This is a genomic window from Rhodobacter sp. SY28-1, assembly GCF_005222785.1.
In the GTDB taxonomy this organism is placed as follows: Bacteria; Pseudomonadota; Alphaproteobacteria; order Rhodobacterales; family Rhodobacteraceae; genus Tabrizicola.
On record NZ_STGH01000002.1, the window covers coordinates 1,003,690 to 1,019,816 of the forward strand.

Here is a 16,127-nt window from a genome sequence, read left to right on the forward strand (position 1 = left end):
ATGGACCTTCGCGAACCACCTTCAACTATCGATCCCGCAGCCGGAAGCCACGGCACTGCGCTGTTCATCCGCCGTCCGATCCTGGCCTTCGTGCTGAATGCGCTGATCGTCATCGCCGGGCTTGCCGGGCTGCTGGGGGCCGATGTGCGGGAGTTGCCGAATGTCGACCGGCCGGTCGTTTCGGTCTCGACTTCGTATCCCGGTGCCGCACCGGAAACCATCGACCGCGAGGTGACAGCGGTTGTCGAAGGGGCGGTCAGCCGGATTGCGGGGGTCAAGTCGATCTCGTCCTCCTCGCGCTTCGGCTCGAGCCGGGTGACGGTCGAGTTCCGCGATGACGTTGATCTTGATGTGGCGGCGACCGATCTGCGCGACGCGGTGGCGCGGGTGGCGAATTCGTTGCCCGATGCCGCAGATGCGCCGCGTGTGGTGAAGTCGGACGCGGATTCCGATGCGATCCTGCGAATTGCGGTGACCTCGTCGCGCCGGACTGCGGATGAGCTGACGGCGCTGGTCCGCGATCTGGCCGAAAGCCGTCTGCTGGCCGCGCCCGGTGTGGCCGACCTGCAGATCTTCGGTGACCGGGAACTCGCGTTCCGGGTGGATGTGAACCTGATGCAACTGGCGGCCCGGGGCTTGTCGCTGGCCGATCTGCGCGCCGTTCTGGGCGACGCCGCGCTGGACAGTCCGGCGGGTGCGCTGAGTTCGGACCGGCAAAGCCTGCAGGTCCGCACGACTGCCGCGATCCGCACCGCCGAACAGATCGAGGCGCTGACCATCGCCGGCGACGTGCGGCTGGGCGATGTGGCGCAGGTGACCCTGGGCCCTGAACCCGGCGCGTCGGTCCTGCGGGCCAACGGGCAGACCGGCATCGGCCTTGGCATCATCCGGCAGGCCAACGGCAACTCGCTGGCGATTTCCGAAGCGGTGCGGCAGGTGGTGGCTGACCTGCAACCCGTGCTGCCCGACGATGTCGAGATGTATGTCACCTCGGACAGCGCCGATTTCATCGAGGGCGCGATCCACGAGGTCGAGATCGCGCTGGGCCTGTCGGTCCTGATCGTGACGGCGGTGATCTTCATCTTCCTGCGCGACGCCCGCGCGACTCTGATCCCGGTGATCGCGATGCCGGTTTCGCTGATCGGCACGCTGGCGGCGATCTGGCTGGTGGGGTTTTCGATCAACATCATGACCTTGCTGGCCCTTGTGCTGGCGACGGGCCTTGTGGTCGACGATGCGATTGTCGTGCTGGAAAACATCGTGCGCCGCAGGTCGGAAGGCATGGGGGCGCGGGCGGCGGCGGTTCTGGGGACGCAGCAGGTGTTCTTCGCCGTCCTGGCCACGACGACGACGCTGGCGGCGGTGTTCATTCCGCTGTCCTTCCTGCCGGGCCAGACCGGGGGGCTGTTCCGCGAATTCGGCTTCACGCTGGCGATTGCCGTGCTGCTGTCATCAATCACCGCGCTGACGCTGTGTCCGGTGCTGGCGGCGCGGATGCTGAAGCCGCATGCGGAAAAGCGGGGGATCATGACCTTTGTCGGCGACAAGCTGGCGCGGGTCTATGCCTTCACCTTGCGCCTCTGTCTTGCTGCGCCCATCGTGTCCGTTGCGCTGGCGGTCCTGTTTGCGGCGCTCGCAGTGGCAAGCTTCGGGTCGCTGCGCCAGGAACTGACCCCGGCCGAGGATCGTGCAGCGGTCCTGTTGTCGGTGCAGGCGCCGCAGGGCGTGTCGCTGGACTACACCGACAGCAAGATGCGGGAGATCGAGGCGCTGGTCGAACCGCTGCGCGCGTCGGGCGAGGTGACCAGCGTCTTCGCCATCGCCGGGATGGGCGGGCAGGACAACCGCGGCTTCATCGTCGTGACACTGGCCAAATGGGCCGATCGGACCCGCAGCCAGCAGGACATCGCGGCCGAATTGAACGGAAAGCTGCGCGGAGTCATCGGGGTGCGGACCTTCGCGATCCAGCCGAACTCGCTGGGCATCAGGGGGGCCGGGCAAGGGCTTTCGGTGGCCCTGGTCGGAGACGACTACGGGCGGCTGGCGGACGCGGCGCGAACGCTGGTCGAGCGGATGGAGGAGGACCCGCGCTTTGGGCAGGTGCGCCTCGGCTATGACACAACGCAACCGCAGCTGTTCGTCGAGATTGACCGGGCACGGGCCGAGGATCTGGGGGTCCAGATCGACGGTCTGGGCGAGGCGTTCCAGGCGGTGCTGGACGGCCGCACGGTCGGTACGCTGTTCCTGGACGACGACAGCTATGACATCCGGCTGGTCTCGACCTCTGACCCGGTGAACGATCCCGGCGATCTGGAGCGCATCTTTGTCACTGGTCGCGATGGACAGATGGTCCCTGTGTCGTCCTTCGCCACCCTGACCGAACGCGCCGTTGCCCCGGACCTTGGGCGCGAGTCGCAGCGGCGGGCGGTTCCGCTGACCGCCGGGCTGACACCGGAGTTGCCGTTGGGTGAGGCGTTGACCGAGTTGCAGGCCATGGCGGACGAGGTGCTGGGCGAGGACATGCAGCTTGTGCCGCTGGCCGAGGCGGCGACCCTTGGCGAGACCTCGGCGGGGTTGTTCGTGACCTTCGGCATCGCGCTTGCAGTGGTGTTCCTGGTGCTGGCGGCGCAGTTTGAAAGCTTCGTCTCGGCCGTCATCGTGATGGCGACCGTGCCCCTGGGCCTGGCTTGCGCAGTCTTTGCGCTGTTGCTGACGGGGGGCAGCCTGAACGTCTATTCCCAGATCGGGCTGGTGCTGCTGGTGGGGATCATGGCCAAGAACGGCATCCTGATCGTGGAGTTCGCCGACCAGCTGCGCGAGCGGGGCGCGTCAGTGCGTGACGCCATCGAAGAGGCCTCTATCGTCCGGCTGCGGCCGGTGATGATGACGATGATCGCGACGGTGCTTGGCGGGCTGCCGCTGGTCCTGGCGCAGGGCGCGGGCGCCGAGGCGCGCGAAGTTCTGGGCTGGATCATCGTCGGCGGTCTTGGACTGGCAACGCTGGCCACGCTCTACGTCACTCCCGTCGCCTATCTGCTGCTTGCAGGGTTCGCCAGATCGCGCGCCGCCGAGACGGAACTGCTGCAGAGCGAGCTGCAAGGCGCAGTTGCAGTCCGTCGCGGCACCGCTGTTGGCTCTGGCACGGGGCGGACGGCCTAGCCTGACGCGCGACCGATGCTGCGCGAGGCGTCGACACCAGGGAACACCTTTTCCGCGAACAGCCTTCAATCCCCCGTCATGGGCGGCGACGGATCAGGTCGGCGGCACGTTCGGCGATCATGATGACGGGCGACGCGGTGTTGCCCGAGACGATCCTGGGCATGATCGACGCATCGACAACCCGCAAGCCACCGATGCCGCGCAGCCTTAGCTCCGGGTCGACGACGGACTCCGGGTCGCTCCCCATGCGGCAGGTCCCGACCGGATGAAAGATCGTCGTCGCGATGTCGCCAGCCTTGTCTGCCAGTTCGGCATCGGTCGTGACGGCCGGCCCGGGAAGCCATTCCTCGGGGGCAAAGGGCGCAAGGGCGCGTGCGGTCATGATCTGACGCGCCTGCCGGATGGACGCCACGGCAATCCTTCGATCCTCGGGAGTGGAGAGGTAGTTGAGACGGATGTCGGGCTGGACATCGGGCCGGGCGGTCGTCGCATGGACGCTGCCGACCGAGGTCGGTCGCAGGTTGCAGACCGACACGGTGATCGCCGGGAAGGAATGCAACGGATCGCCCAACCGGTCGGTCGACAGGGGCTGAACGTGGTATTCAAGGTCGGGCGTCTCGCGGTCGGGATCCGACTTCGTGAACATCCCGAACTGGCTGGGTGCCATCGACATCGGGCCCGAGCGGGTCAACCCGTATTGCAGCGCAATGCGCGCCTTTCCGATCAGGTTGCCCGCCATGGTGTTCAGCGTCTCTGTGCCACGCACCTTGAAAACCGTGCGGATCTGAAGATGGTCCTGCAGGTTCTCGCCAACCCCGGGCCGGTCAAGGGCCACCGGAATACCCAGGGACGCAAGGCGCGCGGATTGTCCGATCCCCGACAGCTCAAGGAGCTTCGGGCTGTTGATCGCCCCGGCGGCAAGGATCACCTCGGCCGCGGCGCTGGCGCGGTAGGGGGCGTTGTCCGACAGCCATTCCACCCCCGTCGCGCGTCGGCCATCCAGCGTGATCCGCCGCACCAGCGCGTGCGTCACGACCCGCAGGTTGCCGCGTTTCAGGGCGGGGCGCAGGAAGCCGCGCGCCGTATTCCAGCGCAGGCCACGCGCCTGGTTCACCTGAAAGAAGCCCGAGCCTTCGTTTGTGCCATCGTTGAAATCCTCCCGCGGCAGGATGCCGAATTCCTTCGCCCCGTCCTGAACCGCGCGCAGGATTTCCCAGCTGAGCCGCTGGCGTTCGACCCGCCATTCGCCTCCGGCACCGTGCAGCGGGCTTTCGCCGTCGCAATGATCCTCTGAGCGACGGAAATAGGGCAGCACATCATCCCAGCCCCAGCCCGGATTTCCCAGCTGCCGCCAGTGGTCGTAGTCGGCGGCCTGACCCCGCATGTAGATCATGCCGTTGACCGAGGTGCAGCCGCCCAGCACCTTGCCGCGCGGATAGCTGAGCGAGCGGCCGTTCAGGCCCGGCTCGGCGGCGGTCTTCATCATCCAGTCGGTGCGCGGATTGCCGATGCAGTACAGGTATCCGACCGGAATCTGCACCCAGTGATAGCGGTCCGATCCCCCGGCCTCCAAAAGCAGGACGCGGGTCTTGCCATCGGCGGTCAGTCGGTTGGCGAGCACACAGCCCGCCGTTCCGGCGCCGATGATGATGTAGTCATATGTGCCTTCGTCCGTCATGGCCGCCCCAGGTCTGCAAGGTCGGCCCAGAACGGCTCCATCGCGCGGGTCATGCGCTGCCAGACCGCAAAGCGGCGATCATGAAGAGCCTTGCGATCCGGATCGGGGGACAGAAGCGCGCGCTGCGTGGTCATCGCGGCGACGGCGGTTTCCTCATCGGCATGAAGGCCGGTCCCGATTGCGGCAGCGATGGCGCCGCCAAGCGCGCCGGTTTCCTCGGCGTTTCCCAGACGGATGGGCAGACCCAGCACATCGGCCATCATCTGCGGCCAGTGTGGCGATCTTGTGCCGCCGCCGGACAGAAAGACCTGTCCGATGCGCGTTCCAGTGCCTGTCAGCACCTCGACATGGCGGCGATGTTCGAAGGCGACCCCTTCGTAAAGGGCGCGCAGCAGATGGCCTTCGTCGTGCCAGCCAGCCAGGCCGTAAAAGCCACCCCGCTGATGCGCGCCTTGCCGACCACCGTAGAGAAACGGGTGGAACATCGGATCATCGGAGGCGATTGCCGCTTTGCCGACAAGCGCATTCACCTCGGCGAAGGCGTCGCCTGTGTGGCCCTCGCGTTCGATCAGGGTCCGGACATACCACTCCAGATTGGCCGCCGAGGTGGCGCTGTTGTCCATGTTGGCAAATCGGCCGGGGCCGAAAGCGGCAACCATGAACACATCAGGGTCGCGCGCCGGAGCATTGGCAAAGACCTGATTGATCGACCAGCTGCCGAGAACAATCGAGGCCGTACCCGTCCCGATGGCGCCTGACCCAAGTGCCGAGGCCACGACATCGAAGTATCCCGCGACGACCGGGGTGCCCGCGCGCAGACCGGTCGCAGTGGCAGCCGTGGGGGTGACGTGACCCACAACCTCGGTCGGCTGACAAAGGCGTGGCAACAGCGGCATGGCGTCGGACAGGCCGTAAAGCGACAGCAGACCTGCGTCATACTCTGCCTCCGGCAAGCGCAGCAGGCCTGCCCCGGACATGTCCGACACTTCGCTGGCGCGCTGGCCGGTCAGGTGCCACCCGATGACATCCTTGGAAAAGCACAGGGTTCCGGCCCGGGCATAGACCTCTGGCAGATGCGCCTTGACCCAGGCAAGCAGCGTTGGTGTCTGCGACGGCCAGGGGCGTTGCCCGCAGATGCGGTGCAGGTCCGTTCCGACGGCGCGGTCAAGCTCAGCCGCCAGATCCGCGGCGCGGCTGTCGAGGGATTGGATCCCCAGAAGCGGCTCTCCTGCCCGATCCAGCAGATAAAGCCCGTTGCCGTGACCTGCCAGACCAATCGCGGCGATCCGGTCCGGGACGACGGCGGCCTTTTCCAGACAGCCCAGGATCGCCGCCCGCGCATTGGCCCAAAGCTCCTCCACCGGACGCTCGACCATGCCCGGCGCGGGCTTCAGCGTGGTTCCGTCGACCCCGTGGCGTGCCACCTGTCGACCCGCCAGATCGAACAGCACCGCCTTGACGACAGTGTTGCCGATGTCGATGCCAAGCAGCAGGTCAGGCGCCACGGTTGTAGACCTCCCAGGCGGCCGCTCCGTCGGCACCTTGATGGATGATCGCCATCAGCGCCGCGACGACCGCCTTCGGATTGGCATGCTGATAGATGTTGCGCCCGTAGACGAGACCTTTTGCCCCCTGCGCCACCAGTGCCGCCGATTTCTCCAACACCAGCCGCAGATCCTCTTTCCCGCCGCCACGCGCCAGGACCGGCACGCGGGCAGCCTCGACCACGCGATGAAAGTCCTGCGGGTCGCTGGTCGGATCGGCCTTGATGATGTCGGCCCCCATGTCGGTCGCAAGGCGGGTAAGGGTGACGATCTTCTCGGCGTCGCCGTCCACCTGATAGCCGCCGCGAATGTCATTGGGCAGCATCACCAGCGGCTCGATCATCAGCGGCATGCCATAGCGCGTGCAATCCTCGCGCACGCGGGCGATGTTCTGCACGCACTGACGGAACAGGTCGGGCTCGTCCGGCAGCATGAACAGGTTCACCACCACGCAGGCCGCGTCCATCTGCACGGCCGGAAGCACCGGGTCGGCGGCATTCTGCAATTCGGCCCACATCACCCGATGGCGCGTTGCATTGTAGGGGTTCCCCATGTCCAGCCGCAGGACCAATGCAGGCTTGTCGTGTTCGGGCCGCCCTTGCAGGAGGTCGGCCTGGCCATAGGTCATCTGGATCGCGTCGGGTCTCGCGCCCACCAGCATGTCGACGACACGCGGCATGTCCTCCAGCCCGTTCAGAAAGCTCGGCTCGTTGCAGACACCGTGATCGACGGCCACGTCGAGGCAGCCGCCGTTGCGGAACAGCCGGTTCATCCGGGCCTTGGACGAGATTTTCATGGGTGGACTCCTTTCGGGGCCAGCGTGACCCCGTGCCAGGTTGAAAGATCGTTCAGAAAGCGGGCGACTTCACCCTGTGTGTGGGCTTCGGACCAGCCGAGTTCGCCGCCCATGACCCGCGCTGCCGCGTCGATCAGGGGCAGCGAAAGCAGTCCGCGAATGGCCAGCGGGCTGCGCCGCTGCAGCACATCGGCAAGGTGCAGCGCCTGTTCATGGCGCAGGGCCCACAGCACCTCGCCCTCGGTCATCGGCACGCCGGGCAAGGGGCGGTCGTCCCGGGGGCAGAAATCGGCGACCAATGCCGCCCGCGCGCCATAAAGATCGACCAGATATGCAGCGCGTTCCGCAGTCAGCCCGTGCGAGGACGCCAAGTCAGCTACCAGACGGTCGGTAAAGCCAGCGCCACCGCCGATGGGCACGTCGCGCGTCGTGGTCTTGCGGGCAAGGCCCAGATCGCCCAGCACCCTGTCGACCGTTTCCTCGGCAAAGGCACGGTAGGTCGTCCATTTACCACCCACCATGCCGATCTGCGGCACCACGCCGTGCAATCGCCGCACCGAATGCCCGCGCGAGATGCGCCCGGTAAAATCGGCATCGCTGACCGGCAAGGGGCGGATCCCGGCATAGGAGTAGACGATCTGGTCAGCGGCAATCGGGATGGCCGGGAACAGTTCCTGCAGCGCCGCCAGGATGTAGTCGCGCTCCTCGGGGCTGCAGGCAGTCCGGCCGACCGTGTCGACCCGCAGGTCGGTTGAACCGGCCAGCACGCGGCCAAGGTAGGGAAACACGATGCAGACGCGGCCGTCGCTGTGTTCGAAGTAGATCATCTGGCCATTCAGCGCCGCCATCAGCGCTGGATTTTCCAGGATCAGGTGCGATCCCTTGGTCCCCGATACCAGCCGCTCGTTCAGCCGCGCACCCAGGGTGGCCGCGCTGTCATTGATCCAGGCGCCGGTTGCGTTGACGATCAGCCGCGCGCTGACAGGCAGGGTCTGCGCCGTCTCGCCATCGGTCAGGACCAGCCCGCCGTCGGCCTGCGTCAGACGCGCATAGTTCAGCGCCACCGCCTGCGGGTTCCGGGCCGTTGCGTCACCGATCAACTCAATGCCCAGCCGCTCGGGGTGGGAAATCCAGGCATCGAAATAGGTCGCCGAAAAGCGGATCGAGGGGCGCAGGGCCGGGAAAGCGGACCGCGTCGCCGCACGCCCGCGGAACCTGTGGCGGGGCAATACCCGCCCTGCCCTTGTCATGAAATCATACAGCATCAGCCCCAGCTTGATCGGCACGGCGCCACGCGGCCTTGGGCGGCCGGTAAAGCCCAGGAAATTGAGCGCGGCATTCGCAAGACCCGAGGCCAGGCGTTCGATCGGAACCGTCGTCGGCAGCGGGCGCACCAGGTGCGGCGCGTTGCGAAGAAGCCGGTCACGCTCGACCAGGCTTTCGCGGACAAGGGAAATCTCGCCATTTTCCAGATACCGCAAGCCGCCATGGATCATGCGGGACGGTGCCGCGGAACAGCCCGAGCAGAAGTCGTTCATCTCGACCAGAAGCACCCGCAGACCCTGATGCGCCAGGTCGTGGAAGACGCCGATCCCGTTGATCCCGCCGCCAACGACGATCACGTCGAACGCCGCATCGCGGGCGATCCTGTCGATCCTCTGCTGGCGTGTTTCAGGCATGACGTCATCCTTCGCGGAGGGGGGCTCCGCCGTTGTGGTCTTGCAGGTCTTGGGGTCGGTTCAGGCGGTGATGGGGCTCAGGTGCTGGTCAATCGCTTGGGAAATGGCGTCTTGTTCGGTCTTGGTCAGGTGCAGTCGACCCGCCGCGGCGTTCTCGCGCGCCTGATCGGGGTTGCGCGCACCGCAGAGGGCGAAGGTCAGGCCGGGCTGGGCCAGCGTCCAGGCGATGACCGCCTGCGAGGGGCTTGCGCCATGCTGGTCGGCAATCGGCCGGATCACCTGCATCAGCCGGTCAACCCGGGCGCGGTTTTCCGGCGAAAAGCGCGGGTTGTCCTTGCGCTGGTCGTCACCCGAAAAGACGCGGTCGGCGGTGATGCCTCCCGAAAGCAGGCCAAGGCCCAGAACGGAATAGCCCATAACGGCAATGCCATTTTCGCGGCAGGCAGGCAGATGCGTCGCCTCGATCCGGCGCTCAAGCATCGAGTATTCCTCTTGCACGGCTGCGATCCCGCCCGCCACGCGATAGGCCTCCAGATCCTCGGGCGAGGTGTTCGAGGCGGCGAAGGCCAAGATCTTGCCTTCGGCCTGCAGCGCCTTCAGCGCCGCGACCGTCTCGGGGATCGGCGTGGTCGGGTCCTGCCAGTGGGTGATGTACAGGTCGATCCGGTCGGTCTGCAGGCGGCGCAGGCTTTCCTCGACCTCATGCCGGATGGCAGCGGGGCTGAGGTCGCGGTGGACGGCGTGGCCGCCCTGCGAGAAGAAGTAGGGACCGCGCTGCGCGTGCCAGACCAGGCCGCATTTCGTGGCAAGCACCACCTGATCGCGCCGCCCCTTGATCGCCCGGCCGACGACCTCTTCCGAATGGCCAAGCCCGTAGGCCGGGGCGGTGTCGATCAGGGTGATCCCGGCATCGAGGCCGGCGCGGATCGCCTCCTCGGCCGCCGCATCGTCAGTGCCGCCCCACATCCAGCCGCCGATGGCCCAGGTCCCAAGGCCGACAGCGCTGGCCCGAAGACCCGGGGCAAATTCACGCATCAACATGTCGCTCACCTTGATTTTCCTTCCGTTTCCAGTATCCGCCCCGCGGTGTCCTCGTCGGTCACCAGCATCGACACATATCCCCCGCGCAGGACCGACCGGACCGGTCCCACCTTGTCTTCGCCCGCGGCAACCGCGACCACCCGGCCACAAGCCCTGATTTCATCGGGGCGCAGGGCGACCAGCCGCTGGTTCAGCGCGAAGTTCGCAACCTGCCCGCGGTCATGCACCAGATGCCCCAGAAACTCGGCCATCACCCCAAGGCCCGGCAGCATCGCGCGGTCGGGGGCCGAAAGGGGATGCAGGTCGAAATAGGACGACCCGGGCTGCGTGATCGACCCGATCCCCACGAGACAGGCCGTGGCGCGACGGCCAAGGTCCAGCACCTCTTTCACCGCCGTCATGTTCATCAGCATCTCGCGCTGTTCCGCGCGTTCGGCGAACAGGGGCGCATGCAGTTGCAGCGACCGCCCGCCCAGCCGTTCCGCCATGCGCGAGGCGAGGTTGTTGACGTCGGTGTGGAACTTCCCCTGCACCCCCCCGGTCAGCGGCACCACCTGCACGTCGATCGGCCGTTCCACCGACAGCGCATCCACCACCGCCGCAACCGCCTTGCCGCCCGAGATACCCAGGATGTCGCCATCCCGAAGCGTCTCGACCAGATGCGCCGCCGCCGCCTGCCCAATCTGTGCCAGCCGCGTCCCGTCATTGTCCGACACCGTGGGCGAGACGATGGCCCCCCCGACCAGCCCCGTCGCGATCAGTTGCCGCTCGATGTCCATCAGCCGCTGGAACGGTGTCTCGATGCTGATCTTCACCATGCCCGACCGCCGTGCCTGGGCGATGATCCGGTTCACCTTCGAGGTCGACAGGTTCATCTCCTCGGCGATTTCGGCCTGTTTGCGGCCTTCAACAAAGTGGCGGACCAACACCGCATGCATCTGCCGCATCGAGGTGAAGTCGTCGTTCATTTCGGTCATGCCCGTCCTCCCGCCGCCTGACGTTTGACGAGGTAGTGGTCGAAGGTGACCGCGGCCAGCAGGATCGACCCGCGAATGATGTCCTGCCAATAGACCGAAACGTTCAACAGAGCGAGCGAGGAGGAGACGAGCGACAGAAGCACCGCCCCCAGGATCGCGCCGAAAATGGTGCCCTTGCCGCCTGACAGGCTGGCGCCGCCAATGACCGCCGCGGCGATCACATTCAGCTCCATCCCGACCCCGAAAGTGGGCTGGGCCGATCCGAACCGCGCCATGTAGATGATCCCGGCAACGCCGCAGAGAGTGGAGCAAAGGACCGTCGTCAGGAAGATCACCCGCTTGGTGCGGATCCCGGAATAGGCGGCGGCCTTTTCGTTCGACCCGGTATAGTAGACCAGCCGGAAGGCCGTGGTCCGCCGCAAAAGGAAGTCGAAGACCACTACCACGATCACGAAGATCACGATGGCCACCGGGATCACGCCAATCGATCCGATGCCGATCCACTTGAAGCTGTCAGGCAGTTCAAAAAGCCCCAGCGGCCGCCCGCCGGTGCCGAGAAGGCACAAGCCCCGTGCGATCACCATGGCAGCCAGCGTGACGATGAAGTGGTGCAGGCCCACATAGGTGACGAAGAATCCCATCACCGCCCCGATCCCGGCGCAGGCGCCAATCGCGATTAGCGAGGCGAGCCAGGGGTTCACCCCGTTCAGGAACAGCAGACCCGCGATCACCATCGCCAAGGCGGTGACCGACCCCACCGACAGGTCGATCCCGCCCGATATCAGCAGGATCGTCATGCCGACCACCACGATCGCCTCGACCGAAAAGGCCATCGTCATCGCCCGCATGTTGGTCCAGGTCAGGAAATGCGGGCTGGCGAAGGACATCAGGATGAACAGCGTCAGGATTATCAGCACCAACCCGGTTTCCCGGGCGCCGAACAGGCGGGACAGCAGGCTGCGGTCTTGGGCGGTCGTCGTCATGCAAGTGTCCCGGACAGGGCCGTCGCACCGGAAATCGCACCGGGCGCGGCGAGTGTCATGATGTTGGTTTCTGTAAGATCGGTCCCCGAAAGCTCACCGGAAACCCGGCCTTCACTGACGACAAGCACCCGGTCGCACAAGCCGATCAGCTCGGGCATCTCCGACGAGATGACGGCAACACCCACGCCACTTTCGGCAAGGGCCCGCAGGATCCCGTGTATCTCGGCCTTGGCACCGACATCGACGCCTCTCGTGGGTTCATCAAGGAAGATCACCTTCGGCTCGACAGCCAGCAGCTTGGCCAGAGCCACCTTTTGCTGGTTGCCGCCTGACAGGCTTGCCACCCGGTGCGCCATGCTGGCCGCCTTCAGCTTTAGCGTGGCACCGATGCGTTGCGCCTGGTCCGTCTCGCGCGCCGCGTCGACCATGCCCCGCCGTGCCACCCGCGACAGGTCCAGCGCCGAGACATTCGCAGCAATCGGCAGGTCCAGGAACACCCCGTCGCCTTTGCGGTCCTCGGACAGGTAGACGATGCCTTTCGCAATGCAGTCGGCATAGTCGCGCAAGACCACCGGGGCGCCGTCAAGCCGGACCTCGCCTCGGGCATTGCCCTCCAGACGGGTCACGCCACGGGCGATCTCGCTGCGCCCGGCGCCGATCAGCCCGGCAAAGCCAAGGATCTCGCCCCGGTGCAGCGCAAAGGACACGTCCTTGTAGCGCCGGTCGGTCAGGTTCGCGACGCTCAGGATCTCAGGGCCGCGCGGTCCCGCCAGCTTTGGCGGATACAGCGCGTCCAGCTGTCGCCCGACCATGGCATTCACCACATCCGCCGGGGTGATGTCTGCAATCCGGTCGGTGCGGATATGCTGACCGTCACGCATCACGGTCACGCGGTCGCAGATCTGGAAGATTTCGGCCATCCGGTGCGAGATGTAGATGATCCCCATACCCTTGTCGGCAAGACGGCGCATGATGCCGAACAGCTTCTGCGCCTCGTGCTCGGTCAGGGCAGCGGTGGGTTCGTCCAGGATCAGGATGCGGCAATCCAGCGTCAGGGCCTTGGCGATCTCGACCAGCTGCTGCTGGGAAATCGACAGCCGTCCCGCAGGAAGCCGGGGATCAATGTCGCCGAGCGGTGCCAGGACCTCGGCGGCGCGCTTGATGAGGTCCGCTCCACCCATCAGCCTGCGCCGGGACTGGGCGGTTTCGGCCATGAAGATGTTCTCGGCCACGGAAATGTCGGCACACAGCGCAATTTCCTGATGCACAAAGCCGATCCCCAGCCGCTGCGCCATGGCGGGGCTGTCGATCCGCACGGAATGCCCGTCGATTCGGATGGATCCGCTGTCCGGCTGCAGGATGCCGTCGATGATGTTCATCAGCGTCGACTTGCCCGCTCCGTTCTCGCCCGCCAGCGCGTGGATTTCCCCCGCGCGCAGCTCGAACTGGCCCGAACGCAAGGCCCGCACCGCGCCAAAGGACTTGGCGATATCGGTCAACTGCAGAAGGGGGGACGGCAGGGTCATCAGTCATTCCAACGAAAGGACGCCCCGCCACCGTGGCGGCGGGGCAAGGGCCTTACATCCGGCCTTCCATGTAGGCTTCCAGCACGAAGCTGTCGGCGTTGTCCTTGGTGATCACCGCAAAGCCGTTGTCCACGAAGGGGATCTGCATCGGGTTGTAGCCCGAGGTCTTGTAGTCGTTGAACGGGTCGATCAGGTCCGGACGCGCGCCCAGGAAGGTGTTCATGAAGCCGACAAAGCCCTGGATGCCCTGGTTCGGGTTCAGCGCCATGTGGATGTTCCCCGCCTTGATCTCTTCCAGCGTCGTGGGCGAGATGTCCGCGTGGATGATCATCAGCTTGTCACCCGCCGCCTTGACCGCAGCGACCGCCCCTTCGGCCGACCCCGATTCCGGGATCCAAAGCGCCGCGAGATCGGGGTTCGCCTGCAGCATCGCCGACACGGCGGTAAAGGCCGCGTTCGGGTCCTGGTTCGTGGCCTGACGCCCGACCAGCTTCATGTTCGGATAGTTCTTTTCCATATAGGCGATCAGCGCCGTCACCCGCAGGTCATGGTTCGACTGGCCGGGGTTCTCCAGCACCGCATATTCCGCGCTGTCGCCGACGGTCTTGACGATCTCTTCCGCCGCAAAGGCCGCCTCGGCCAGGTTGTCCGAGGTGATGTAGGCCGTCCGCTTCGACTTGGGCGAATCCGCCGCAAAGGTCGTGACCGACACCCCTGCGTCGATGGCGCGGTTGATCGGGTCGATGAATGGGTCTGCCTGCATCGGGTGCAGCAGGATGCCCTTCGGGTTCGTGACCAGGTCCTGCTCGAAGGATGCGATCTGTTTGGTGATGTCATAGTCGGGCGTGCCCGAGAAGACAGCCTCGCACCCCAGTGCTTCGGCTGCCTGCTTGAAGCCCTCGAACACCGGGACCCAGTACGGGTGCCCGCTGACCATGACGTTCATGATGTAGGTTTCGCCCGGTTCGCAGCGCAAACCGCCTTCGGCCATGACTGCCGGGGACGCCCCCAAAAGCGCGACGGCCGATGCCCCGCTCAGTACCAATGCCTTGACGTAGCTCATGTGATCCTCCCATGACGACGCGCTTCTGCGCCATTTCTGCAAGTTTTCCCGCGTGACGCAAGATATTGCATGTGAACCGGTAAGGGCAGCAGTTCGAAGCGTCAACCGACTTAAGAATTTCTGTCGAATGTTGAAATTTATTGCAGTGACGCGCCGCGACTTATGCGCACCTGCGTCCGCGCCGCGTCCGGCCCGGGGTCCACCGCACTATTGGCTTGATTTGATTGCATCTCTGAGCAAGTCGGCATCACGCCACAGCTTTCCGGCAGCTGTTCTGCCTTTGGCAAAGAGCTCAACTATGCTGCCGCGCCCGTACAATCGCTGACCTGGCCTGCGGGCATAAGGAAGCGGGACTGGACTTGTCCGGAAGACGTGGAGAACGCCATCTGAGAAGCGAGGAGATGTTCTTTGGGAAACGGGAACAGATCGTGGCTGGCCACTCGGCGTGAGCGGTGCGGCTGGCGCGGACCAGCGTCCGGACGCGGCCGACCTGGGCATCGGCTTATCGACGCTGACGCGGTGGCTGGTCAAATAGTGGGAAGCCAGCGAGCCGAGCAGAGCTACGGTTGCTGTGCTCCCCTCACTCATCCACCTGGAACCAGAGTCGATGTTTGGACTTGGCGCGGTTGCGCTCTGGGAGCAACGGGCGAGCGGAGGAGCGTTCCGTCCCGAGATGTCGGTCGCCCATTGCGGTGAGTTTTGCGGCGTCGGCTTTGGGTGACAGGTAGCCGAGCGCGGAATGCGGCTTGGTCGCGTTGCAATCAGCGATCCAGTGTCAATCGGCCTGCAAAACTGCCCCCTTTTCGGGGTCCAAAACTGACGTCCCTGCGGCGTCGTTGATTGCCCGCGCGATGGACACGAAGCTTCTGGTAGCCAGATCCTTGACCAGACCTTCGTTGGTTGACGTGCTGGAAAAGTCGAATTCTTCGATGTCCTTTGCCAATGGCTGCTTGGCGATGGTCGACCGCTAGCGGATAGACGGCACCGGTTTCTCGCCAATCTCGGACTTCCAGTTGACCTTCCAGCCCTCGCGGCGGCGCAGGATATGCAGGCGCCGATACCGAACCGCCACCGCTCGGAGGACAGCTCGCGCTGGCTCTGTCGCAGGGCCCCCGGTCGTCACCCCTTGTCGAACGATCCCGATAGACCCGCGGATCGATCCCGACGAGGGCACGGGGGCGCCTTTGGGAAAAACGCTTCTCGGGGATGGCCGAGTTCACCGCAGACCTCCTAGAACTGGGCCTAGGAAGTTTTTTTCCCGTCATCTCGCGCAGCCTCGTTGACTCCGTGCTCGCGGCAGAGTTCCACCGCGCTCAGTCCGGCCTGCTACTCCTTCGGGATGCCAATGACCTGTTCTTCGCTGCACCTGCTGCGCTTCGTCGTCCGTCTCCTCTTTAGAGGAAAAGACTAACCTCGGAGTGGGGAGGTTTCAGCGGAGGAGGTCTTTTTGGAAGGCGGCCAGGCAGTTGTGGCCTTGGACGGGGCACTGACGGCCAGGATTGGCCTGGCGCAGAACGCAGAACGCCCCGCGATTGCGGGGCCATTTGGCAGTTCGGTGAAGGTGGTTGCGGGGGCAGGATTTGAACCTGCGGCCTTCAGGTTATGAGCCGAACCCATTGATTTTGCTGACTCTTTTGATTTCAACAACTTGGTGCGCAAGTCTTTGAAAGAGCAAGTTCTT

The 16,127-nt window shown here is 65.4% G+C and carries 11 protein-coding genes and 1 pseudogene; 1 reads left to right on the forward strand and 11 read right to left on the reverse strand.

Going from position 1 to position 16,127, the window contains the following annotated elements:
* Entirely contained in the window at positions 1–3,159 is a 3,159-nt protein-coding gene (locus E8M84_RS14045) for an efflux RND transporter permease subunit (protein WP_137111786.1), read from the forward strand.
* A 76-nt stretch (positions 3,160–3,235) separates the two neighbouring features.
* Here the strand turns inward: E8M84_RS14045 and E8M84_RS14050 are convergent, their stop codons facing one another.
* The 11 genes and pseudogenes from E8M84_RS14050 to E8M84_RS21680 form a co-directional block, all read right to left on the reverse strand.
* Complete coding sequence (locus E8M84_RS14050) at positions 3,236–4,837, reverse strand: GMC family oxidoreductase (protein WP_137111787.1); 1,602 nt, start codon at positions 4,835–4,837, stop codon at positions 3,236–3,238.
* Positions 4,834–6,342, reverse strand: a complete 1,509-nt coding sequence (locus E8M84_RS14055) for an FGGY-family carbohydrate kinase (protein WP_137111788.1) — start codon at positions 6,340–6,342, stop codon at positions 4,834–4,836. Before E8M84_RS14055 ends, E8M84_RS14050 begins: the two co-directional genes overlap by 4 nt.
* Positions 6,332–7,177, reverse strand: a complete 846-nt coding sequence (locus E8M84_RS14060; RefSeq protein ID WP_137111789.1) for a class I fructose-bisphosphate aldolase — start codon at positions 7,175–7,177, stop codon at positions 6,332–6,334. Before E8M84_RS14060 ends, E8M84_RS14055 begins: the two co-directional genes overlap by 11 nt.
* Positions 7,174–8,856: a glycerol-3-phosphate dehydrogenase/oxidase gene (locus tag E8M84_RS14065; protein ID WP_137111790.1), complete on the reverse strand. Its 1,683-nt coding sequence runs from the start codon at positions 8,854–8,856 to the stop codon at positions 7,174–7,176. The genes E8M84_RS14060 and E8M84_RS14065 overlap by 4 nt, the downstream gene beginning before the upstream one ends.
* 60 nt (positions 8,857–8,916) lie before the next feature.
* Positions 8,917–9,897 (reverse strand): aldo/keto reductase, encoded by a 981-nt coding sequence (locus E8M84_RS14070; RefSeq protein ID WP_137111872.1) that lies wholly within the window; start codon positions 9,895–9,897, stop codon positions 8,917–8,919.
* Between the two features lie 5 nt (positions 9,898–9,902).
* Complete coding sequence (locus E8M84_RS14075) at positions 9,903–10,874, reverse strand: sugar-binding transcriptional regulator (protein ID WP_137111791.1); 972 nt, start codon at positions 10,872–10,874, stop codon at positions 9,903–9,905.
* Positions 10,871–11,857: an ABC transporter permease gene (locus tag E8M84_RS14080; RefSeq protein ID WP_137111792.1), complete on the reverse strand. Its 987-nt coding sequence runs from the start codon at positions 11,855–11,857 to the stop codon at positions 10,871–10,873. The genes E8M84_RS14075 and E8M84_RS14080 overlap by 4 nt, the downstream gene beginning before the upstream one ends.
* Positions 11,854–13,383 (reverse strand): sugar ABC transporter ATP-binding protein, encoded by a 1,530-nt coding sequence (locus tag E8M84_RS14085; protein ID WP_205914614.1) that lies wholly within the window; start codon positions 13,381–13,383, stop codon positions 11,854–11,856. Before E8M84_RS14085 ends, E8M84_RS14080 begins: the two co-directional genes overlap by 4 nt.
* 52 nt (positions 13,384–13,435) lie before the next feature.
* Positions 13,436–14,446, reverse strand: coding sequence for a substrate-binding domain-containing protein (locus tag E8M84_RS14090; protein WP_137111793.1), 1,011 nt, complete (start codon positions 14,444–14,446; stop codon positions 13,436–13,438).
* Positions 14,447–15,221: 775 nt separating this feature from the next.
* Entirely contained in the window at positions 15,222–15,389 is a 168-nt protein-coding gene (locus E8M84_RS21500) for a hypothetical protein (protein WP_170971940.1), read from the reverse strand.
* Positions 15,390–15,452: 63 nt separating this feature from the next.
* Positions 15,453–15,793, reverse strand: a pseudogene (locus tag E8M84_RS21680) (IS3 family transposase); the annotation flags it as partial.
* Positions 15,794–16,127 lie beyond the last annotated feature (334 nt).